The organism is Aliikangiella sp. G2MR2-5 (assembly GCF_015687155.1).
Lineage (GTDB): Bacteria > Pseudomonadota > Gammaproteobacteria > Enterobacterales > Kangiellaceae > Aliikangiella.
Genome location: NZ_JADPQF010000006.1, coordinates 38,368 through 62,156, shown reverse-complemented (window position 1 = coordinate 62,156; position 23,789 = coordinate 38,368). Strand labels below are relative to the sequence as shown.

Annotated in this window: 17 protein-coding genes and 1 other annotated feature; of the genes, 7 read left to right on the top strand and 10 right to left on the bottom strand. The window is 42.2% G+C overall.

Annotated elements, in window-relative coordinates; all coding sequences use genetic code 11:
- Nucleotides 1-6: 6 nt before the first annotated feature.
- The 6 genes from trpB to aroF all read right to left on the bottom strand — a co-directional run bounded on the left by trpB (nucleotide 7) and on the right by aroF (nucleotide 7,134).
- Entirely contained in the window at nucleotides 7-1,182 is a 1,176-nt protein-coding gene (trpB, locus tag IYN84_RS17090) for a tryptophan synthase subunit beta (protein ID WP_196140481.1), read from the bottom strand.
- Nucleotides 1,183-1,206: 24 nt separating this feature from the next.
- On the bottom strand, nucleotides 1,207-2,733 hold the full coding sequence (gene trpCF / locus IYN84_RS17085) for a bifunctional indole-3-glycerol-phosphate synthase TrpC/phosphoribosylanthranilate isomerase TrpF (protein ID WP_210330662.1): 1,527 nt from the start codon (nucleotides 2,731-2,733) through the stop codon (nucleotides 1,207-1,209).
- Complete coding sequence (gene trpD, locus IYN84_RS17080; RefSeq protein WP_196140480.1) at nucleotides 2,730-3,752, bottom strand: anthranilate phosphoribosyltransferase; 1,023 nt, start codon at nucleotides 3,750-3,752, stop codon at nucleotides 2,730-2,732. The genes trpCF and trpD overlap by 4 nt, the downstream gene beginning before the upstream one ends.
- Nucleotides 3,753-3,813: 61 nt before the next feature.
- A complete protein-coding gene (locus tag IYN84_RS17075) occupies nucleotides 3,814-4,443 on the bottom strand; it encodes an aminodeoxychorismate/anthranilate synthase component II (RefSeq protein WP_196140479.1) in 630 nt (209 codons plus the stop codon).
- A complete protein-coding gene (locus tag IYN84_RS17070; protein WP_196140478.1) occupies nucleotides 4,443-6,083 on the bottom strand; it encodes an anthranilate synthase component 1 in 1,641 nt (546 codons plus the stop codon). Before IYN84_RS17070 ends, IYN84_RS17075 begins: the two co-directional genes overlap by 1 nt.
- 34 nt (nucleotides 6,084-6,117) lie before the next feature.
- On the bottom strand, nucleotides 6,118-7,134 hold the full coding sequence (aroF, locus tag IYN84_RS17065) for a 3-deoxy-7-phosphoheptulonate synthase (RefSeq protein ID WP_196140477.1): 1,017 nt from the start codon (nucleotides 7,132-7,134) through the stop codon (nucleotides 6,118-6,120).
- A 57-nt stretch (nucleotides 7,135-7,191) separates the two neighbouring features.
- Nucleotides 7,192-7,287: a sequence feature (Trp leader region), on the bottom strand.
- Nucleotides 7,288-7,867: 580 nt separating this feature from the next.
- On the opposite strand from aroF, the gene IYN84_RS17060 reads away from it, so the two are divergent.
- The 5 genes from IYN84_RS17060 (at nucleotide 7,868) to IYN84_RS17040 (ending at nucleotide 12,787) form a co-directional block, all read left to right on the top strand.
- Nucleotides 7,868-8,347: a chemotaxis protein CheW gene (locus IYN84_RS17060; protein WP_196140678.1), complete on the top strand. Its 480-nt coding sequence runs from the start codon at nucleotides 7,868-7,870 to the stop codon at nucleotides 8,345-8,347.
- Nucleotides 8,348-8,403: 56 nt separating this feature from the next.
- Nucleotides 8,404-8,865 (top strand): DUF2802 domain-containing protein, encoded by a 462-nt coding sequence (locus IYN84_RS17055; protein ID WP_196140476.1) that lies wholly within the window; start codon nucleotides 8,404-8,406, stop codon nucleotides 8,863-8,865.
- A gap of 195 nt (nucleotides 8,866-9,060) precedes the next feature.
- Nucleotides 9,061-10,617, top strand: a complete 1,557-nt coding sequence (gene gshA / locus IYN84_RS17050) for a glutamate--cysteine ligase (protein WP_196140475.1) — start codon at nucleotides 9,061-9,063, stop codon at nucleotides 10,615-10,617.
- Between the two features lie 127 nt (nucleotides 10,618-10,744).
- Entirely contained in the window at nucleotides 10,745-12,274 is a 1,530-nt protein-coding gene (gene putP / locus IYN84_RS17045) for a sodium/proline symporter PutP (RefSeq protein WP_196140474.1), read from the top strand.
- Nucleotides 12,275-12,295: 21 nt separating this feature from the next.
- A complete protein-coding gene (locus IYN84_RS17040; protein WP_196140473.1) occupies nucleotides 12,296-12,787 on the top strand; it encodes a GNAT family N-acetyltransferase in 492 nt (163 codons plus the stop codon).
- A 74-nt stretch (nucleotides 12,788-12,861) separates the two neighbouring features.
- Here IYN84_RS17040 and nhaB read toward each other — a convergent pair whose 3' ends face one another.
- Nucleotides 12,862-14,493: a sodium/proton antiporter NhaB gene (gene nhaB, locus IYN84_RS17035; protein WP_196140472.1), complete on the bottom strand. Its 1,632-nt coding sequence runs from the start codon at nucleotides 14,491-14,493 to the stop codon at nucleotides 12,862-12,864.
- Between the two features lie 645 nt (nucleotides 14,494-15,138).
- Between nhaB and fadR the strand changes: the two genes are divergently transcribed.
- The gene (gene fadR, locus IYN84_RS17030) at nucleotides 15,139-15,861 is read left to right on the top strand and encodes a fatty acid metabolism transcriptional regulator FadR (protein WP_196140471.1); all 723 of its coding nucleotides are present in this window, start codon (nucleotides 15,139-15,141) and stop codon (nucleotides 15,859-15,861) included.
- A gap of 53 nt (nucleotides 15,862-15,914) precedes the next feature.
- On the opposite strand, the gene IYN84_RS17025 is transcribed toward fadR, so the two are convergent.
- The 3 genes from IYN84_RS17025 to IYN84_RS17015 are packed head-to-tail and all read right to left on the bottom strand — an operon-like array spanning nucleotide 15,915 to nucleotide 20,653.
- Nucleotides 15,915-17,444 carry a SpoVR family protein gene (locus IYN84_RS17025; RefSeq protein ID WP_196140470.1) on the bottom strand — a complete coding sequence of 510 codons (1,530 nt, stop codon included), beginning with the start codon at nucleotides 17,442-17,444 and terminating at the stop codon, nucleotides 15,915-15,917.
- A 9-nt stretch (nucleotides 17,445-17,453) separates the two neighbouring features.
- Nucleotides 17,454-18,704 carry a YeaH/YhbH family protein gene (locus IYN84_RS17020; protein ID WP_196140469.1) on the bottom strand — a complete coding sequence of 417 codons (1,251 nt, stop codon included), beginning with the start codon at nucleotides 18,702-18,704 and terminating at the stop codon, nucleotides 17,454-17,456.
- 26 nt (nucleotides 18,705-18,730) lie between these two features.
- Nucleotides 18,731-20,653 carry a PrkA family serine protein kinase gene (locus IYN84_RS17015; protein ID WP_196140468.1) on the bottom strand — a complete coding sequence of 641 codons (1,923 nt, stop codon included), beginning with the start codon at nucleotides 20,651-20,653 and terminating at the stop codon, nucleotides 18,731-18,733.
- 820 nt (nucleotides 20,654-21,473) lie between these two features.
- On the opposite strand from IYN84_RS17015, the gene IYN84_RS17010 reads away from it, so the two are divergent.
- Nucleotides 21,474-23,621 (top strand): hypothetical protein, encoded by a 2,148-nt coding sequence (locus IYN84_RS17010; RefSeq protein ID WP_196140467.1) that lies wholly within the window; start codon nucleotides 21,474-21,476, stop codon nucleotides 23,619-23,621.
- Nucleotides 23,622-23,789: the final 168 nt, after the last annotated feature.

Sequence of the window (23,789 nt, the reverse complement as noted above, 5' to 3'; positions counted from 1 at the left end):
AGTTCCTCAGGCGTCCAGTATGTTTCTGACATGGGCGAGATCTTTATCGCCACGCCCTGATAAATTAACGACAATAATGGCTTCTCTATTAAGTTGTGCCGCTAGTTTTAGTGCATAAGCTAGCGCATGAGATGATTCGAGGGCCGGTATAATTCCTTCGCTTCTGGATAGTTGCTGGAAAGCGGCAAGTGCCTCTTCATCAGTTACGGCCTCATATTGTACTCGACCCGTATCCTTTAGATAGGAGTGCTGAGGACCAACTGCGGGATAGTCCAAACCGGCGGAAACTGAGTAGGACTCTTCAATTTGTCCTTCTTCATTTTGCATAACATAAGTGTGTGAACCATGGAGTATTCCAAGGGTTCCCTTGCAAAGAGTAGCGCCATGCTGATTAGTATCCAGTCCTTTACCAGCAGGTTCAACGCCAACCAGTTGGATCGACTCGTGCTCTATCAGGTCGGCAAACAAACCAATGGCATTTGAGCCTCCGCCAACGCAGGCAATTGCGTAATCCGGTAACCTGCCTTCAGCTTCAATGATTTGTGAATGGACCTCTTGACCGATCATTCGTTGAAACTCGCGCACGACGGTAGGGAAGGGGTGTGGACCCGCAGCAGTTCCCAAAAGGTAATGGCTGGTTTTGTAGGAGGCTGACCAATCCCTAAGGGCTTCATTGACTGCATCCTTTAAAGTACCGCTTCCAGCTGATACGGGAATAACTTCTGCGCCCATAAGCTCCATTCGAAAGACATTAGGCTGTTGTCTCTTAACATCGACTTCGCCCATATAAATTCGGCATTTAAGACCAAGTAGTGAGCAGGCAATTGCAGTAGCAACACCATGCTGACCTGCACCGGTTTCGGCGATAATCTCGGTTTTACCCATTCTTTTAGCAAGCAAGGCCTGCCCTAAAACCTGATTGGTTTTGTGGGCACCGCCGTGCAGAAGATCTTCTCGTTTCAGATAAATTTTGACTTTATCATTGGGAGACAGGTTTCGAGTCAATGTCAGCGGAGTAGGACGTCCGGCATAGTTTTTCAAAAGACCGGAAAATTCCTGGTGAAAGCTTTCATCATCCATTGCACTTATAAAAGCTTCTTCCAGCTGTAAGAGGGCGGGTACCAGGAGTTCCGGTACATACATTCCGCCAAACTGGCCAAAGTATCGGTTTAATTTTGTCATAATGTAAATTCCTGATGTTCTCTATTAACTATTCGAATTGGCAGTAAGCTGATCGCGAGCCTTACTGATTTCCTGACTTAATTTTTTAAAAAATGCATCTATTTTGTGTGGCGACTTTTCTCCGGGAGAAGATTCAACGCCGGAGCTAAGATCTAGCGCATACAGATCGAGGTCTAGTGCCTGAGCCAGGTTTTGCTCATCAATACCGCCCGCTAGAATAAATTTCTGTTTTTCCATAAATTGCTTCTCCAACATGGAATCAAGCGACGCTAACAAAGACCAGTCGAAGGCTTCTCCAGATCCACCTCGCTCTGTCGGATGAAACGCATCTAACAAATATTGATTAATATTGTCATCAGGAGTAAAAGCGATGGATTGCTCAACTCTTATTGCTTTCCAGATCTGAATACCTTCGAGGCCCAGATGATCCAGCTTGTCTCTTATCGTCTTAACATAGGCCGCATCTTCATTTCCATGTAGTTGAACCGCGTAAAGATTGAGAGCTTTGGCGATTGTTACGAGGGAATCTGCTTCCTCATCAACAAAAACGCCGACGTATCTTAGTGGCGCGGCGGCGGTAATCGTCTGTGCCTGTTCAATGGTTAAGTGTCGTTTAGACGGAGGAAAGAATACCAGTCCTCCATAATTGCCGCCTGCCAGATCCACATTCACTGCGTCCTCTGGCTTAGTCAGACCGCAGATTTTTATGTTGCCAAAAATCAACGATTTTAAGTGGTGGCGAATATTCCGTTGCTGCATAATACTCGAGCCCACCAAAAAGCCATCTACCACTGGAGCCAGACGCTTTATGTCATTATGAGTAGAAATGCCTGACTCGGAAATTACAATTCGATCTTCAGGAATCATCGATACCAGACTTTCAGTTGTCGCCAAATCTATCGATAAGTCTTTTAGATTTCGGTTGTTTATACCAATAATTTTTGCGCCTAAGGCGAGAGCTCGTTCAAGCTCTTGCTCAGAGTGAACTTCGGTCAATACATCAAGCGATAAGGATTGAGCTATGGAAGCAAGCAACTGGTATTGTTCGTTATCTAACACTGAAAGCATTAGCAGTATTGCATCGGCCCCATGATATCTCGCTTCGTACACCTGATAAGGATCAATAAAAAAGTCTTTGCAAAGAATCGGAAGTTCAGTTTGTTCGCTCGCTTTTTTTAAATAAGTAAACTGTCCTTGAAAGTACTTATTGTCTGTCAATACAGAAATGGCGCTGGCAAAGTCTCGGTAATCGGCCAGAATTTCATCGAGATTGAAGTCTTCTCGAATAAGTCCCTTCGATGGCGAAGCTTTTTTACATTCGAGAATAAAGTCTGCACCGGAATTACCCATTGCTTTTTCAAGGCTACGAGTAGATTTTGCCAAGTCTTTTTTTAATTCATCGATTGGCATATGTTGCATGCGCGTGGCAACTTCAACTTTTTTATCTTCAACTATTTTGGCCAGTACGTTATCGAATTGAGCGGATAGAGTCAGGTGCACACTAGAAACTGCAGCATCTTCTGAGGCTATGTTAGACGCTGAAGTCATCATGCGATCTCCTCTGCGCTTTGTGATAACTCTTTTAATGCCAACAATTTTTCAAAGCCGAGTCCTTGAGAAATAATCGATTTGGCTTGTTCGACACCTTCGGCCAATGAAGACGCCTTCCCGCATATATAGAAGAGCGCGCCTGCGTTGGCCGCGACTGTATCAATTATTGGCATTTCACTTTTGCCTTGCAGCAAGCTAACAAACTGGCTGGCATTTTCTTGCGGAGAGCCACCAAGTAAAGCACCAAGAGGAACCTGTGGCAAGCCAAAGTCAGCGTGTGTAAAGGTAACTTCTGAGATTTTTCCATCTTTAAGAATTGCTGCACGGGTTGGCGCTGCCAGAGTGATTTCATCGCATCCAGCGCTGTTAACAACCATTGCAGCTTTACAACCTGAGAGTCGAAGAGATTCAGCTGCAGCATAACAATATTCGGGTGAATAAACGCCCATTAACTGGAACTCTGGTTTTGCCGGATTAATCAGCGGTCCAAGCAGATTAAATATGGTTCGCGTTTTTAATGCATTTCTTACTGGCATTACATGTTTAACACCCGAATGGTAAAGCGGGGCAAATAGGAAACTAACTCCTGTCTGGTCGAGACATTGTCTCGCTGTATGAGGCGTCATATCAATTTTGACGCCGAGCTGGGAAAGCACGTCGGCTGAACCGCACTTACTGGATACAGAACGGTTACCATGTTTTGCAACACTCAAGCCTCCTGCTGCGGCGATGAATGAGACCAATGTCGATATATTCAAAGTATGCTTTCCGCTTCCTCCGGTACCACAACTATCGGCAATCGCATAATCTGGTTTTTCGAAATCACCTGCCTCGCTAGCCAGAGCTCTGGCTGCACCACACACTTCTTCTGGGGTCTCTCCCTTCATTTTTAGTGCCACCAGAAAGGCTGTTATATTGATATTGTCTTGCTCTCCTTTAACAAACTGTTTGAACAGTTCAAAGGATTCGTTTTCAGACAAACTTTCTTTTTGAAAGACTTTGTTTAGTAAATTATTCATTGTTTAATCCGATTGTTCTCTCAAGTGTTCTAATTTTAAAAATTTTGAATAAATAAGATGCTTACCTGGTAAGCCAGCGAACCGAGTTCTCCAACAGTGTTTTTCCTTGTGTAGTAAGAATGGATTCTGGATGAAATTGAAAGCCAATAATCTTGTATTCTTTATGCACAACTGCCATAACTTCAGAGCTTTCTTGTTCGCCATGCTTTCCTGATGTTGATGCCAATACCTCAAGTGTTGGTGGTACTAGTGACGCCGAAAGTGAGTGATAGCGAGCTGCAACAAATGGATTCGGTAATCCTTCGAAAACAGGATGCTCTGAGAATGTAAAAACATTGTCCGCTTTGCCATGAATAATTTCGGATGCTCCAGAAACTTCTCCGCCAAAATGTTCAACGATTGATTGATGTCCAAGGCATATTCCCAGAATCGGCATGCGACCGGCAAAGTTATTAATGATTTGCAAAGTGTTACCGGCAGACTGCGGGTTGCCTGGTCCCGGAGAAATAACAATCAGGTTCTTTTTTCCAGCCAGATTTTCTTCAGAAAATACCATTTCTATCGGTGAATCATTGCGATAAACTTTGAGCATTACAGTTTGATCAAGGTTTAGCGTTTTCAGTTGGTTAACCAGGTTATAGGTAAAAGAGTCGTAATTATCTATCATGATAATTTGCAATGGCTGAGTCATTAGTTCGTACCTCTGTCTATTTCTGAGCCTGATTTTTCGTTTGCGGCACAAATTGCGTTGATTACAGCCATTGCTTTGTTCGTGGTTTCTTTAGCTTCCGAAAGCGGCACTGAGTCATAAACTACCCCTGCACCGGCCTGGATATAGGCTTTTCCTTCTTTGACAAAGGCTGAGCGGATCACAATACAGGTATCCATATCGCCATTGCCATTAAGATAGCCAACCGCGCCGCCGTAGCTACCTCGACGGTTTTTTTCGGTTACTCGGATTAATTCGGTTGCTTTGATTTTTGGGGCGCCGGTCAGGGTTCCCATATTCATGCAAGCTTGATAAGCATGTAGTGCATCGAGATCGCTGCGAAGTTTTCCTTTAACACAGGACACCAGGTGCATGACTTGAGAATAGCGATCAACGGATAGTAGTTTGGGCAGGTGGGTTGTACCTGGCTCTGATATCCTTGAAATATCATTTCTTGCCAGATCCACCAGCATCATATGTTCGGCAACTTCTTTTTGATCCAGTTTTAGTTCTATCTCGAGTCTTGCATCCAGATCTAAATCTATCTCGCCATCAGTTTTCTTTCCGCGAGGCCGTGTTCCTGCAATGGGATAGAGTAAAACACCACGATCTTCATGCGAGTATTTCAAGGCACTCTCCGGGGATGCGCCAAATAGAATAAAGTCGCGGTCCTTCATGTAAAACATATAGGGGCTCGGGTTTGCCTTTTTAAGTTGCCGGTAGCTATCAATCGGAGTAGGGCAAGGTAGAGAAAATGTTCTTGAGGGCACTACTTGAAATATATCGCCCGCAATAATATTGCGTTTGAGGTTTTCAACCACACTAGCGTAAGCAGAATCATCGAGGTTTATTTCAAGGCCGAGTTTGTTTATCTGGCCTCCTCGCTCATTGGATTTCGCAGAGATATTTCCATTCATTGCTAAAGCATTTATGGTTGATTCAAACAGTTCGAATCTACGAGCCACTTCAAAGTATGTTGATTCTTCATTTTCGCCAGAAAAGTGATTACTATACAAACGTCTAATATTCCGCTTATGGTCGATAACCAGAAGGGTTTCTGCCAGATAAAAAACATAATCGGGACAACTATTAGTGCCCTGACTGACTTCGGGGAGATTTTCAAATGTTGCAATAAAGTCAAAGGCGAAAACACCACACAAAAAAGTGGAGAACTCATCTTTTGTCTGACTGTGAAATGCATTTTGAATCTTTCTCAAGACCTCTATTGGCGTTGTTGTTTTAAGACGCTCATCTTCGTCAATAACACCATTGTTTGAGGAGATTGATACGACTAGTTTATTTTTCTCAGATGAGAGAGTATCAATTCCTTCTTCCAATGAAAGGTTCGTCGCCAGCTGGTTTAAAGCATTGACTCCATTACTGCTTGAAGCTTCTATGACCACCAGTCGACCGTTACACTCAATACGCAGGGCTGCTTGTAGCATAATTATGCTTTTTAGCTCTTCCTTGGAGTCGATTTCACTCGACTCTAGAAGCATGGAGTCGACCAGTTTCAACTGTCTTGTGATTCCTTCATAAAGCGAGAGTGGTTCCAGGTTAGTCTCGATTAGTTTGGACAGGGTCTTTACTGAACCGAGTCTATTTTCGATGGATGTTTTCATTTATTTATCCTTACCGATTAATCCCAACCTGAAGTTAAGCAATACGCTTGCCTGCAGCCTCGATAAAAGGTTTGAGCTCACTCATTAACTTGGAAAAATCATTTTCATCGAGAGATTGCTGTCCATCGGATAACGCTATTTGAGGGTTGTAGTGAGCTTCAACTATTACGCCATCGGCACCGCAGGCAACTGCGGCTTTTGCCATTGGAGCAACCAGTTCGCGAATACCGGTACCATGAGATGGGTCAACAATAACTGGCAAGTGGCTCTTGGTTTTAATATAAGCGACTGCATTTAAGTCGAGAGTGTTGCGGGTTGCTTTCTCATAAGTTCGAATACCTCGTTCGCAGATCACGACATTTTTATTGCCTTCTGCGTAGATGTATTCCGCTGCTAATAGGAGCTCTTCAATTGTTGCAGACATTCCTCGCTTTAAGATAGTTGGTTTTTGACTTTGTCCAACCGCTTTAAGTAGTTTAAAGTTTTGCATATTTCGCGCGCCAACCTGGAATGCGTCAACATAGTCTTCCATCATATCGACGTGATTAGGGTCGACAATCTCGGTAACACACGGTAACCCGTACTCCTTTGATGCTTCTTGCAGGAGCTTTAAACCTTCTTCCTCTAGCCCTTGAAAACTATATGGAGACGTGCGAGGTTTAAATGCGCCTCCCCTTAAGCCTTGAGCACCATATTTTTTTACTATCGCAGCTGATTGAAATATCTGCTCTCTATTTTCTACTGCGCATGGTCCGGCAATCACTGTAAAGTTACCACCACCGATAACTGTATTGCCGAAGGAGACTTGAGAGTCATGGCTCTGCATTTCGCGACTTACCTGTTTGTAACTACTTAAGATAGGTTTGACGTTTTCTACCATTGGATGAGCCTGGATATTCAATCCATTCAATACACGCTCATCGCCAAGAGCGCCGAGTACAATTCTTTCTGTACCTGGCATATAAAGAGGCGTTAAATTAACCGATTCTATCTTGTTCAAGATTTCTTTAGCATCTGCTTCTGTGGCTTGTGGTTTTAGAACTATGATCATGATTTTTTCCTTAGTTAAAATGGTTGTAATACGGTTAAAAGCTTTAATTATCAGAGCAAAAAAAAGCCCGCTTAAACTTGAGCGGGCTTTTTTTGATTTCTTTTTTTGTACATGTAGCTACCCACTCGATTTATGCGAGTGCCACCACCAATGTACTAATTGGTTATTCTCGAGGTTTATGTTCTGTTTTAACTTTCTACTCATGTTGTCTATATCTTTGTTAAATCATTCTTAAGTTTAATTTGATAGCCAAAAAAAAAGCCCGCTTGATTTCTCTCGCGGGCTTTTGATAATTCGTATTCCAGTCAATGACAACAATCAAGACATAACGCAGCCCGCACCTGAGTGCCAGCGCCACCAACGTAAATTTTGTTTGCTAAAAGTATTGTTAATCATCGAGTTTAATTAATCAGTTTTATTTATCGGAATATCTTCTGCCATGCAAAGTAACTTATCTCCAGATACCCTGTCAAGCGGCAAGTTAACTAAATAGCTAACGGTTATTTCAGATGATTAAGGCATAAAAAAACGCAACATCTTGAAAATTGACTATATTTAGAGGAGGTATTCTGGGCTGGAGCCTTTACTCTATGCCTCTTCACCTTTAAAAAAAATCACTTTTACCATTTTTGGTACAGATTTTGCCTCTAATCCAGTAAGCGCTGAATTTGAGGTGTTCTGACAAATTTTTGACGACATAGGATCAGAAATCGTGGCTACAGAAGATAACTTCATCGGCAAACAAGAAACTGATGATGATGCAGTATTACAGTGGGTAACTTTTCGTCTCGCAAATGAAACCTACGGTATAAACGTAATGCAAGTTCAGGAGGTTTTGCGGTATACCGATATCGCTCCTGTACCTGGCGCGCCGCCCTATGTTTTAGGGATTATTAATCTGCGGGGAAATGTCGTCACTGTAATTGATACGTGTCAAAGGTTTGGATTGTCTCCAATAGAGATCACTGATAACACACGAATAGTTATTATTGAAACGAATCAGCAGGTAATCGGTATTTTGGTTGATTCAGTAGCAGAAGTCGTTTATCTGAAGGAGTCGGAAATTGAGACGACTCCTAATGTCGGTAACGAAGAGTCGGCCAAGTTTATACAGGGAGTGACTCATCGTGATAATGAGCTTCTCATATTAGTTGATTTGAACAAGCTCCTTGGCGAAGAAGAGTGGGAAGAACTCGATTTTCTTGATTATTAGTCGACGGCTGCCAGCATTACTCATGCCAGTCGTTAATTTACTCGAAGAGGTGAATTATGGGCGATTGGCCAATCCAGGTTTCTGACAATGTCTTTTGGTTAAGTCTTATTTCTTCATTTGCCACTTTGTTAGCATTGTTAGTGTGCCGACAATTGAGTGTGAAAAACCGATTGCTTAGTGCCGAAGTGGCTCGCTTGAAGAACGAGTTTTTGGCCATGAATAGTGGCAATTTGGGAATGGGTAGAAAAATTCGCGCGCTCGTCAGGGAGATTGAGCAAGTAGAAGCTGTCCGATGCGAGCCTTCAGAACAAGCCAATGACAGAGCATACGAACAGGCAGGACTGCTATTAACCAGAGGTGCAACAATAGAAGAGGTGGTAGATGCCTGTGGTATAACGCCTGCCGAGGCTGAGCTATTGGCTATAATGCGACATTCCGCCCCATCATATGGACAAATGGACAAGCAAAGTCAATCTCCACGACCTGCACGAAATTCGGTGAATCACAAGGCGGCATAACAAGTAAATCAATTTTCCTGGCGTTAGTTATATAGCTTTTTGCTATCGAGAGTGTAAATAATTGTTGATATGATGGGATTATTCTTGACCCCAAAGACTCTAGGACGCAAACTTACTCCATATTTTTCAATGATTTAAGTAGACAAGATTTAACCACTCCAGTCTACGCTTATCACTGCAACAATGTGAGAAGCCATGCACTTACTGCACACCGACAAATTAGACACACTGAGAAAACTTTCGGATCACCTTCCATCCATTAAGCGAGGACTAGAAAAAGAAAGTTTAAGGATTAACTCTCAGGGGTATATTGCGCAAACACCTCATCCAGAAGCGCTGGGTGCAACCTTAACGAATCCACATATTACGACTGATTATTCGGAGGCTTTGCCGGAGTTCATCACTGGTGCAACTACAGATAGAATGGGACCACTGGTTGAACTCACAGAGATTCACCAGTTTACTTACAAATACCTGGGGGATGAGCTGTTATGGGCAATGAGCATGCCTTGTGTTATGGGAAAAGAAGAGGATATACCGATTGCTCGTTATGGGAGTTCCAACTCAGGTAAAATGAAGGAGGTTTATCGTTTAGGGCTAGGCTATCGATATGGTAGGTTTATGCAAACGATTGCTGGAGTGCACTACAATTTTTCATTGCCAGAAGACTTTTGGAAAGCGTTACATAAAGAAGAAAAATCTGAGTTAGAACTTCAGGCTTTTATTAATGAAAAATATATGGGGCTTATTCGCAACTATCTGAGATATTCATGGTTAATACCATTGTTCTTCGGCGCTTCGCCAGCGCTTTGTCAAAGTTTTATTCAGAGCGAAAATATTGATCTTGAGGAGTTAGTTCCCGGGACCCGATATGGACCTTACGCCACCTCTTTACGCATGAGTGACCTGGGTTATCAGAATAATGCTCAAAGTGGACTTTCGGTAAGTTATAACAATCTTGATGATTATATTGCAGGACTGGAGAGCGCGATTTCAACGCCTGATCCCTATTATGAAGAGATCGGTGTTCAGGTTCATGGAGAATATCGACAATTAAACGCCAACGTTCTCCAGATAGAGAACGAGTTTTACAGCAGTATACGTCCTAAACGTGTAACATTCTCAGGTGAAAGGCCCAGCAAAGCATTGCGAAACAGAGGCATTGAGTATATTGAAGTTCGCGCTTTGGACCTGAACCCTTTTTCTCCAGTCGGAATAGAAAATCAACAAATTGCATTTATTGACGCTCTTCTTCTTGCTTGCTTGTTTGCGGAGTCACCGGCAATCAACCCCAGAGAGAAAGGAGAGTATCAAGCAAACTTTAAAACAGTCGTCTACAAAGGCAGACATCCAGAGTGTCGTTTGAGCCTTAACAATCGATGCGTAGCCATGAAGGAAATTGCATCGGACTTGTTAAAACAAATCAGACCATTTTCTATTCAACTTGATAATGTTTACAGAACAAGTGATCATACTGACGTCCTCGATAAGCTGGAAGGGCAGCTGGACAATCTGGAACACACCCTTTCTGGTCGTATTGTTGCTGATATCGAGGCCAGGCAGGATGGCTTTTTCCCTTATGCAATGGAATTAACCAGGGGGCACAAGGAATACTTTGCTGATAATCAAATGTCTGAAGAAAAGTTAGTCTGGTATCAAAAGGAAGCCGCAAAGTCGATCAAGGATAAGTTAGAAATAGAAAACAGTGATAATGTTAGTTTCGAAACTTTCTTATCGAATTACTATGACTGAGTTTATGTGGACAGATACTTTTTGATGGCGAAAACAATGTATCAACACGCCAGCTCTTAAAGGCACGCATAAATTCCGATTAAATATAAATATAAATTAAACATAATAATAATAAAAGGATAGACAGATGCAAAATATCGCGACCTTAATTACATTTTTGTTTTATTTAGTAATGATGCTTGGTATTGGCGTTTATGCCTACAAGCAAACTAATGATTTATCAGATTACATTCTTGGTGGGAGAAAGCTTGGACGCTGGGTAACTGCTTTGAGTGCAGGTGCGTCTGATATGAGCGGTTGGCTTCTAATGGGGCTTCCGGGGGCAATCTACGCTGGCGGATTTAGCGAGGCCTGGATTGGACTTGGTCTTATGCTCGGGGCTTATTGGAACTGGAAAATTACAGCACCTCGGCTAAGAATTTATACTGAACATGCAGGGAATGCGCTGACACTGCCTGATTATTTTTCCAACCGTTTTCTCGATGAAACAAAAATTCTGAGAGTTGTTTCTGCTTCGATTATTCTTATCTTTTTTACTGTTTATGTTGCTTCGGGATTAACCGCGGGCGCCAAGTTGTTTGAAGCATCTTTTCAAATGGATTATCACCTGGCATTGTTTGTTGGCGGGGCGGTCATTATCAGCTATACCTTTATTGGTGGTTTTTTGGCTGTATCCTGGACCGATCTGGTACAAGGATTATTGATGGCGACGGCTTTGGTTGTAGTGCCCTTGGTAATGATATTTGAGATTGGCAGTTTTGGTGAAGTATTAAATGTCACTCATGCAATTGATCAAGCTTCATCCAGTGTTAAGTCGGATATTTTCGCGGGAAAATCAGCGACGGATTACCTGTTCTCCGTTTCTTTCATTTCTTTAATGGCCTGGGGACTTGGTTACTACGGGCAGCCACATTTACTGGCACGATTTATGGCCGCCGATTCAGTCAAAGCAGTACATGGTGCCAGAAGAATTGCAATGAGCTGGATGGGTATTAGCATGTGTGGTTCAATTTGTGTAGGTCTTTTTGCTATCGCCTATTTTTACCAAACTGAAAATGGTGCGTTACTCGCTGAAGACGCTGAACAGGTTTTTATTATTGCCAGTAAGGTTATTTTTAACCCATGGATTGCCGGCTTTTTACTTGCTGCTATTTTAGCAGCAGTAATGAGTACTATTGATTCTCAGTTGCTAGTTTCTTCAAGTGCTGTCACTGAAGATTTTTATCGAGGCTTAATTAAACCTTCTGCTAGTGACAAAGAGTTAGTGACTGTCGGTCGTATAGCCGTACTTGTTGTAGCCGCTGTAGCTTTAATGATTGCTACAGATAAAGATTCCAAAGTATTAGATCTGGTATCCAATGCATGGGCCGGATTTGGAGCTGCATTTGGTCCTGTCGTTTTGATTTCTTTGGTTTGGCGAAATATGACTAGGTGGGGGGCTCTAGCAGGAATGATTGGGGGTGCTCTTACCGTTATTTTATGGATTAATATAAAAGTGAGTTTGCCGGAACCCTGGGCACAGCTTTATGAAATGATTCCAGGAGTTATTGTCGCTTCATTGTTTATTTATCTGGTAAGTCGCTTTGGACCCAAGAATGATACCAGAGTCGGCGATAGTTTTGATCATGTGAACCTGACTTACCGTGGACATCTTTAGCTGAATTCAGGAGACTTTCGAATGACGCTTGAGTGCAAAATAAGAGAGGCAACAAGAGCAGACTGTTCACTGATTTATGAATTTATTGTAGCTTTGGCTGAATATGAAAAGCTGGCCCATGAAGTCGTTGCTACCCCGGACAAGCTAGAGCAAACCTTGTTTGGTAAAAAAGCGTTCGCCAAAGTGATTATCGCAGAGATGGGAGGAAAACCTGTTGGATTTGCTCTCTACTTTTACAACTATTCTACATTTCTGGCCAGGCCTGGACTTTATCTGGAAGACCTTTACGTAGTGCCGGAAGCTCGAGGATTGAAAATTGGCAAGCAACTGTTGGTGAGGCTAGCCCAAATCGCGCTGGAAAATGGTTGCGGTCGTTTTGAGTGGTGGGTATTGGACTGGAACCAGTCAGCCATCGATTTTTATCGCAGCATCGGGGCTATAGGAATGGAGGAGTGGACAGTACAGCGAGTCGACGGAGCTGCATTGAAAAAGTTGGCCGAAACCAGGCTGTAGAAAATACCTTTTTCATTCTCTAAAAAGTAAAAAAGCGCTAAATAGCGCTTTTTATCGAGTCTAGTTAGTCGGCATTAATGGCCGCCACTTTTTTGTTCAAGAATACATGCATCCAGTTTCCATTCGCCTCCCATATTTTTGCATAGCTGGGCGGTTGAATGATGCTTAATCATTTTCTTTTCCAGCATTGTGTCAGTTGTGCTTTCCAAACTGGTTAGTACCATTATGAGACCTACTGTCGACATAACAATGGTATAAGGAAAAGCCATTATGACCATTTTTACATAGGACAGTCTAACGAGCGGGGCAACAGCCGAAGTCAGTAAGAATAAGAAGGCCGCTTGTCCATTAGGAGTCGCAACGCTAGGAATATTGGTACCTGTATTTATCGCTACCGCCAGCATATCGAAAGTATCTCGAGAAATAGTCCCATTGAGGACGGCATTGGCGACTTCGTTTATATAGACTGTGGCCACGAAAACATTATCACTGATCATCGAAAGGACACCATTAGCAATGTAGAACATTGCAACCTGAGTATTCCCTTCCATCGCCAATACTGCGTCAGTAATTGGCTGGAACAAGTGTTGATCTGCGATGACGCCCACGATAGCAAAAAATACGGTGAGCAATGCGGTAAATGGAAGTGCTTCTTCGAAAGCGTGCCCAATCTGGTGCTCTTCATTGATACCACATAGTGAAGTTGCAAGTACGATTACGCTGAGCCCGATTAAACCAACTTCAGCAAAGTGCCAGCCTAAGGCTATAATTAACCAGATACCGGTAATAGCCTGAGCAATTAATGCCGCATTGTCTCGAGTTGTTCGTTGTTCATCCTCGTATTCGGCATAATCTTCCATAACGCTACGGACTTTTTCAGGGATTTTCTGTCCATAGCCAAACCATCCGGTAATTTCCAGCAAAGCACAGGTTATCAGGCCTGCAATGAGGACTGGAATAGTTACTGGTGACATTCGTAGGAAAAACTCTACAAACTCCCAGTTAGCTTTATCGGCAATAAGCAGGTTTTGTGGCTCTCCAACTAGTGTACAGACGCCACCTAAAGCCGTTCCGACCGCAGCATGCATAATCAAGCTACGTAAAAACGCTCTAAATGCGTCGAGGTCTTCTCGGTGAAGCTCATGGACTTCATCATCAGTACCGTGATCGTGTTCTGACGTAAATTTTTTGCCGGAAGCAACACGGTGGTAGATTCCATAGAAGCCTACTGCGACTGCGATAACTACGGCGGTAACAGTCAGCGCATCGAGAAAGGCCGACAAAAATGCTGCAACAAAAGAAAACAGAAGAGATAAAATTACTTTTGAGCGAACACCAAGCAGTAGCTTGGTAAAAATGTAGAGCAACAGGTTCTTCATGAAGTAGATGCCGGCAACCATAAACATCAAAAGCAAAATCACTCCAAGCGCGGATTTGACTTCATGGTATACCGTATCGGGGGAGGTTAACCCTATGAATACTGCTTCTACGGCAAGCAAGCCTCCAGGAAGTAAAGGGTAGCATTTTAATGCCATCGCAAGAGTAAAAATAAACTCGATAATCAGAACCCAACCAGCAATATATGGCCCTGCAGAGAAGGCGAGTAGCGGGTTAATTATCAGAAAAGCAATAATGGTAATTTTGTACCAGTCAGGGGCATTGCCCAGAAAGTTTTGTACAAAAGCATGAGGTAGAGAACGGGTCATTTCTTTTCCTTTTTTATCGTAGCTTTAATTTTTTTATTAGAAAGCAGCTAAAATAACAACCAACAGAACTAACAGGGTAAATATACCTGATTTTGAATTACCTGTTTCTGTAGCGATTTCTGATAGTAATAGCACAGATCATAGTACCATCACAGATCATAGTACCACCGCAGGTTATAGTACTACCAATGAGCAAAGTACCACCACAGGTCAAGGTACTACCAGAGATTGTTACCAGCTTGAATTCTGAACAAGTCGGACGAATTAACCCAAATTCTAGACTTAATCACTGCTTTTGCCCAGCACTATTGGCCCAAATTCGAGTAAAAACTATTTAAAAATTAACTGGTTGCCATAAAACTAAGAGGGTTGGGTGCAAATATCTGAACTTTTGGCTATTTCTTGTTCAAAGAACAACCTTTTGTTGTTTTATTATTCTAAGCTCTTTGCCTTCATTGGCTAAAACGCGTATCCTAGTGACTTATCAGACCAGTGTCTAACTAGTTGCGCCGTAACGTATCGTTAAATAAAAGATAACCATAGACGACAGTTTTTCATTGTTTGATCATCGAGCCGGGTGCGTTATGCTATCACGGTAAAGAATAATAAAGAGCCCAAATTCTAGATTAAATTTAGGAAATATAGATGGCCAATCTCATTACTGCGCGAAGCCCTGCGGCTTTTGCTGAAGAATATATCGTTAACTCTATTTGGAATGGTAAATTTGCTCCTGGTACCATTTTACCTGCTGAGCGAGAGCTTTCCGAACTCATTGGAGTTACCAGAACTACATTAAGGGAAGTATTGCAAAGATTGGCTAGAGATGGCTGGTTGACTATTCAGCATGGCAAGCCAACAAGAGTTAATGATATTTGGGAAACTGCAGGTTTGCATATTCTGGAAACGATTACTCGTTTAGACGACGCAGGATCGTTGCAGTTGGCAGATCAATTGCTTGATGTAAGAACTCAATTTGGTGGGATCTATTACCGTTTTGCAATGAAAGAAAATCCAGAAAAAATGGCTTCTATTTTTGCCGAAGTAGAAAATGTTGATGAACAGGCTGAAGATTACATTGCCTATGACTGGAAAGTGCAGCATGAGTGTGCGGGTTTGTCCGGCAATCCCGTTTATATATTGATGCTCAACGGTTTTAAAAATATCTACTATAGAATCGGACGGTTTTATTTTTCCTCTCCTGATACACGTGCTCTTGCCAAAAAACACTACCGTAATTTGAAAGAAATTGTTGAAAGTGGCGATATCAATAGATTGAGTGATGCTATCTGGTCATATGGTAGAGAAAGTGGCGCTTTATGGGCTGAAATGCGTTCAGAACTAACTTCGCTAAAAGATATTGATAAGTGAAATCTTAAATCACTCGCTGTCGGACGTTAGCTCGCTAAGAAGTCAAAAAAATGTCATTGCTCCACCTTTGGTGGGCTTTCAGGGCAGCGAGACATTTCAAAAACATTCTCCTCTTCGTCAATCGATTCTAATTTTACAGTAAAACCCCAAAGTCGATACAGGTGCTTAAGAACTTCATCTACACTATCCGCTAGCGGAACATTTCTGTGTGGTGTATGGCGAAGAGTAAGAGAGCGATCACCTTTGATATCAACATCGTAAACTTCAATATTTGGCTCATTCAGGCTCAGATTGTATTGTTCAGAGAGTTTCTGTCTTAACTCTTGATAGCCTGACTCATTGTGGATGGCTGAGACTTCAAGCTCTGATTCATCGCTATCATCCAGAATAGCAAAAAACTTGAACTGCCTGATTAATCTGGGGGAGAGAAATTGGGCAATAAAGCTTTCGTCTTTAAAGTTTTTCATCGCGAATTCTAGTGTTTCACGCCAATCACTTCCTGCAAAATCAGGGAACCAACGTTTATCTTCTTCATCAGGATCTTCACAGATTTTTCGAATGTCGGTCATCATTGCATAGCCTAGAGCATAAGGGTTGATTCCATTAAAATAAGGACTGTCAAAATCTGGTTGGGCAACAACATTAGTGTGGCTTTGAAGGAATTCTAGAATGAAGCCGTCGGTTACATGACCTCTTCGATACATCTCATTTAGTATTGTATAGTGCCAGAAGCAAGCCCATCCTTCATTCATCACCTGGGTTTGTCTTTGTGGATAAAAATATTGACCTATTTTTCTTACGATACGAACAATTTCTCGTTGCCAGGGCTCAATCAGCGGCGCATTTTTCTCGATAAAATATAAAATGTTCTCCTGAGGCTCATTGGGAAATCTTATTTGATTTCTGCCTTTTTGATTTCTTTGATGAGTTGGAATTGTTCGCCATAACTCGTTGACTTGAGATTGTAAAAAGGCCTCTCGTTCTTTTTGTCGACGTTTTTCTTCGCGCATCGATATAGGGTAGGGACGCTTGTAGCGATCAACACCATAATTCATTAGGGCATGGCAAGAATCCAGGATATTTTCTACCGCATCGAGTCCATATTTTTCTTCACATTGTGCAACATAATTTTTAGCGAAAACCAGATAGTCAATTATTGCTTCAGCATCTGTCCAGGTTTTAAAAAGGTAGTTTCCTTTAAAGAAAGAGTTATGTCCAAAGCTCGCATGAGCCATAACCAAAGCTTGCATCATCATGGAATTTTCTTCCATCAGGTAAGCGATACAAGGATCTGAGTTGATCACAATTTCGTATGCCAATCCCATACGACCACGTCGATAAGATTGTTCATTTTGAATAAAGTGTTTGCCAAAAGACCAGTGGTGATATCCGATAGGCATACCCACACTTGCATAGGCATCAAGCATTTGTTCAGCACTGATAACTTCTATCTGGTTTGGGTAAGTATCAAGTTGAAAGTCATCAGCAATTCCTGCGATAGTATCGTAATACTCTTGAATCAAGTCAAAAGTCCAATCCGCAGTTTCGGATATAGGTTTGGCTGCTTTTTTTGTTTTGGCCAAAGTGTTCTCCTACTTCACTGATTGTTTCTGAAAGAACTCACGAAAAACCGGGTATATGTCTTTTTGTTCAGCAATTTTTTGCATAGCAAAATTAGAGTTTGCATCTTGCAAGCGCAAATACTCATACCATAAATTCTGTGGTTCTCTTTGTGTAATTTCCACATAGGTATAGTAACGAACCAGCTTTAGTATTTTCTCGGAAAGGAGTTTATGGCATATTCGGGAGTCATCATTCCAGTTGTCGCCATCTGAAGCTTGGGCTGCATATATGTTCCAGTCGGCTGCCGGATATCGATCCTGTTGAATTTCGAGCATAAGTTTTAATGCGCTGGAAACAATTGTTCCGCCCGTCTCCTGTGAATAGAAAAACTCCTGCTCATCAACTTCTTTTGCCTGGGTATGATGACGAATGTAAACTACTTCCACATCTTTATAGGTTCGTTTCAAAAACATATACAAAAGAATGAAAAAACGTTTCGCCATATCTTTGGTTTGTTGATCCATGGAGCCTGATACATCCATAAGACAAAACATTACGGCGCTACTAGTGGGCTGAGGTAGTTTGTCAAAGTTCTTATATCGAAGATCATAGGTATCCAGGTAGGGAATGCTTTTAATCCGTTTTTTTAAGCTCTCGATGTCTTCCAATAAAGTTATTCGTTTTTCATCTTCTTCGCTCAGATTTTCAAGTTCTTCCTCTTTTTGTTTTAGTTCTGCTTTTAATGGGGACTGACTAGCTATTCTTCTGGCTAACGATCCTTTGAGAGAACGAACAATATCTATATTGGAAGGGGTACCGTCTGTGTTAAAGCCTGAACGAATCGGTTTGTAATTTACCAATTTTTTGAGTTGATTCTTTTTAAGATTCGGTAACTCGAGACCTTCAAACAAGATTTCCATGTATTCGTCACTTGAAATCTCAAATGAAAAATCGTCTTCGCCTTCGCCTTTGTCACTGGCTCTTCTGCCTGCTCCTTGACCGCCAGGAGGAGGGCGACGAATTCTGTCTCCCTTGGTAAACTCTTTGTTCCCAGGATAGACTCTTTCCTTTACGCCACCTTGACCACTTCTAAATGTCGGCTCGGTAATGTCTTTCGAAGGTATTGAAATACTTTCATTTTGATCGATGTCAGTCACACCGCGCTGACTAATTTGCTTGGTGATAGCCTGCTTGATCTGTTTCCTATAGCGTCTCAAAAAGCGCTGGCGATTTACGGTGCTCTTATTTTTTTGGTTAAGTCGCCGATCGATAATCTGCATTCAACATTCCTCTCGGTAGTTTTATATTACGCAGATTTCCTTACACGTAAATACCATTCGCATAGCAGTCTGACCTGCTTTTGCGTATATCCTTTCTTGACCATTCGATTCACAAAGTCGTCATGTTTTTGAGAGTCTTCAGCAGATGATTTTGCATTGAATGAAATAACCGGTAAAAGCTCTTCAGTGTTAGAGAACATTTTTTTCTCGATTACCCCGCGCAATTTTTCGTAGCTAGTCCATTTAGGATTTTTTCCTTGATTATTTGCACGAGCTCTAAGTACAAAATTAACCACCTCATTACGGAAGTCTTTGGGATTGGATATGCCTGCTGGTTTTTCAATTTTTTCCAGTTCTTCATTTAGTGAGGCGCGGTCAAAGTTTTCTCCCGTTTCAGGATCTCGGTATTCCTGATCCTGTATCCAGAAATCTGCATAGGTTACGTAGCGATCAAATATATTTTGACCGTACTCAGAATAGGACTCCAGATAAGCGGTTTGAATTTCTTTGCCGATGAACTCAACATAATTTGGAACAAGAAACTCCTTTATAAAGGCCAGATAACGCTCATAAACTTCCTGAGGAAATTGTTCTCGTTCAATTTGTTGCTCAAGCACATAAAGAAGATGAACAGGATTCGCCGCAATTTCAGTCTGATCATAGTTAAATACGCGAGACAAGATTTTAAAAGCAAATCGGGTTGATAGACCGTTCATACCCTCATCTACGCCAGCATAATCGCGATACTCTTGATAAGATTTTGCTTTAGGATCCGTATCTTTAAGACTATCACCATCATAAACTTTCATTTTTGAATAGATACTGGAATTTTCTGGTTTAACTATTCGTGATAAAACGCTGAACTGACCTAACATTTTCAGGGTGTTCGGTGCACAAGGCGCCTGGCTTAACGATGAGTTGTCGAGCAGCTTTTGATATATCCTGACTTCCTCACTAACTCTGAGGCAGTATGGTACTTTGACAATATAGACTCGGTCTAAAAACGCTTCATTATTTTTATTGTTTCTAAAACTTTGCCACTCGGATTCATTCGAGTGGGCAAGAACAATTCCCTGGAAAGGCATCGCAGACATTCCTTCGGTACCGTTAAAGTTGCCTTCCTGGGTTGCTGTTAATAGAGGGTGAAGCACTTTTATTGGTGCTTTAAACATCTCAACAAATTCCATAATGCCTTGATTGGCTCGACAAAGCGCTCCGTCGTAGCTATAAGCATCAGGATCATTCTGGGCAAAGTTTTCCAGCTTACGAATATCTACCTTGCCGACTAAAGATGAAATATCCTGGTTATTCTCGTCTCCAGGTTCCGTTTTACAAATTGCTATTCGGTCAAGAACTGATGGCAGGATTTTGACAACTCTGAATTGAGAAATATCCCCGCCGTATTCGTGTAATCGTTTAACTGCCCAGGGTGACATTATGCAGTTAAGATAACGCTTGGGGATTCCATATTCTTCTTCTAATATTTGTGCATCTTCATCCGGGTTAAAAAGCCCTAGTGGAGATTCAAAAACAGGAGAGCCTTTGATTGCATAAATTGGAACCCTTTGCATCAGGCTTTTCAGTTTTTCAGCAAGTGATGACTTACCACCGCCAACTGGCCCTAGTAGGTATAAAATTTGCTTGGTTTCTTCCAGACCCTGCGCTGCATGTTTAAAGTAGGAGACGATCTGCTCAATTGAGTCTTCCATGCCATAAAAGTCTTCAAAAGCTGGATAGCGAGAAATAATCTTGTTAGAAAATATGCGACTCAAACGAGGGTCTTTCGAAGTGTCGACCTTCTCTGGGTCGCCAATAGCCATCAGCATGCGTTCTGCGGCATTGGCATAAGCCGCTCGATCACTTTTACAAAGTTCCAGATACTCCGAAAGAGAATATTCTTCTTCTTGTTGGCTTTCGTAGCGTTCTTGGTACTTATTAAATATACTCATCGTGTTCTCCGAAATAAATTTACGTTACCAAGTCAAATAAGCCTGTGACTAATATCACTAGTTTAGTCCGTTTTTTAACCGAAAAGTGCCCGAGAGATTCCTGCTTTTCGAGTCGAATTTCAGTCGCCGAACTTGTTTTTTGTTTCACCTAAATTAAGCTTAGTCTTGTTATTAAAAATTTGCTTAATTAGATCGATATTTTTTAAAAATATTTACACTTAAAGAAAGGCTTTTTCAGAATCAAGCTACCCCAAGGAAAAAATGGGCGAATGCTACTTTGAGCTTTCTACTGTTATTCGCTGTTTGTTTAGCAATATTTCATTAGAATTTTTATGACTAATTTCTTCGATTGAGCAATAAGCTTTTATACAAGAGCGTGTTATAAAAATATTACTGTGACAGGCAAGTATTCAAGGTCGACAGATTAAGCTAGAGTTGAGCTGAATTTTTCCCAATATAGTGTCATATAAAAGGTGCTTGCCTTTCTTTTTAGATATAATTTTGTGCGCAGCAGCAAAGGCGAGATAGGGCCTACGCAGAATCAGGCATTTTTCAGGAATTCTGAATAATTATTTGATTAAACTGGTCTGAACACTTGCCATGGACTATAGAATGTGAGTAGGATTGGTCGGGATAATTGGTGCTCCGATGTGTTGGGCGCCTTTGAATAAAGAAAATTTGGGTAAAAAACATAATGATAAGCGGGAATGCTGCTCAAGAGGACCTGATCAGGAACCAGTATTTTTGATTGCTGATAACTGATGAATAGTCTATTGATATACGACTGCTTTCCTTACATTTGCCTTATTGGGAGATATACATGAAAAAGCTCATTTTGGGACTAGCCGTTACAAGTGCATTGGGCCTGGCGGGGTGTTCTGATTCACCGAAGGAACCAGTGATTCCGGGAAAGACAAAGGCAATTTATCAGCCTAGTAATGGCCTCGTTCCATTGCCGAATGACCTGATTTTTAATGGCACGGAAGATCTGACTTTAAATCCACCGGTAGATGATGCTAGCGACTATAGTGATCCCATCGTAGCGGTTAGTGGTCTGGATGGCTGGAGTGCAGTTGCTCCATTTTTCATTTCTTTCGCTGGCCCTGAGGCAGGTGTTGATTTAGCTCCAGCATCTATCGTACCTGGAAGCACTATCAAGATGTATGAAGTGAATGTGCTAAGACCTGAAGCTTTACCCGGCACAGGTATTCCTGTACCGAGCGGCCCTGTTACCAGTGTAGTCAGAGAGTTGACTCCAGGTGTTGATTTTGTCGCAACTTATGCAACTGACTTAACTGTTGCGGTCATTCCTCTTTTACCTTTAACCCCACAAGCCAGTTATGCTGTTGTGGTTACAAATGGTGTAACCGACAGTAACGGCAATGCAATAGTCGCTGACGGTCAATATGAAATCGTTAAAGGCGAGGATGCATTAGATCCAAACTCTCCTACAGCGGGACTGGAGCCTGTAAGGCAGTTAGTCAACGCGATCGAGAATGCGGTAGATGCAGATGGTCAGGCAAAAGAAGATATCGTGCTTAGCTTCCAGTTTACAGTCCAGTCTATGGGCGAAGTTGTAGCAGCCAATAAGTTACTCAACATCGATTTGCCATTCTCGATGGGCTCCTATCCTGCTACCAGCTTTACTCAGCTTCCTATCGATACTGCGCCTATTACGGGTATCGGCGCAGCTGATTTGTATAAAGGACAGTTGACCCTGAACTATTATCTGCAGCCTGCTGCGGATCAATATGATGTCAGCGCTATTTCAACATTCTTTGTTGGCGCGGACCAGATCCCTAATCCTGCGGATCCAATGACTTTAATTCCGAACCCTTTTGCTGGCGGCACTACAACCTATGCCAATCCTCTGGTTAAAATCAATGGTCAGGAGTCGGTGCCTCTTCTTGTGTCTATGCCAAAAGCAGGACTGGGCTGTACCAAGCCGGCTGCAGGCTATCCTGTAATGATTTTCCAACATGGTATCACTTCAAATAGAACCAATATGCTTGGTATTGCAGATACAATGGCTGCGCCACCACTTTGTACTGCGGTTGTTGCTATGGATATGCCGTTGCATGGTATCGATGCAAATCATGATTTAGCTGCGATGTTATTCGAAGGTTATACTGCTGGCGGATTAAGAGAGCGTACTTTCGGTTTGGATTTGATGAACAATACGACAGGTGCTGCCGGCCCGGACGGAATTCCTGAAACTTCGGGTTCATACACAATTAATCTGCGTAATCTACTGGTGGCCAGAGACAACAATCGCCAAGCGGTTCTGGACTTACTGACTCTGGAAAAAGCGATCCCGGCGATGGATTTTGACGGGAATCCTTTAGCGCCAGATCTGGACTATAGCAATGTTAGTTTCATGGGACACTCATGGGGCGGTATTGTTGGTAATATCTTCCTGGCTCACTCGGATTTTGTAAAACTTGCGGTATTGGCCAATTCTGGAGGAAACCTTGCGGGAATGATTGATGGTTCGCCACAATTTGGAGATCCGGTCAAAGCGGCTCTCGCAGCTCAAGGAATTGAAACCGGAAGTGCTGATTACCAGTCATTTCTGTTTGCAACACAAACGGTGATTGATGATGGCGATTCAATCAACTCTAACGCTGTCAACCTGGCAAATGGTATTCCACTGTTGATGTTCCAGGTGGCGGGCGATACAGCTGTTCCTAATGCTGTTGCAACTTCTCCTACTGCCGGCACTGTACCAATGGCGGCTATGTTAGGAACTACAGTTGTTTCAGCTGAAAATGCCGGTGATTTTGTCGCTGGAAGCCGTCTGTTTTCGCGTATGAACAGTGGTATTCACGGAACGGTATTAACGCCGGCTGGTCCTGACAGCGCAACACAGTATCTGGATTATACCGTTGAAATGCAAACTCAAATCGCCACTTTCATTGGAAGCGGTGGCTTGGGTGTAACTGTCACGGATCCTTCACTACTTGAATAATCTTGACGCGAGTCGCAAGGTTCCGACCAATTTCTCGGCTTAAGCATTCAAGCAGTGTAAAACTTGGTCAAAAGGTGTAAAATGCCCCCGCTTCAAGGCGGGGGTATTTTTTTATATTGCTAGCATTAATTATCTTTATTTATATATCTGCGCATCTTGAAGTATCAT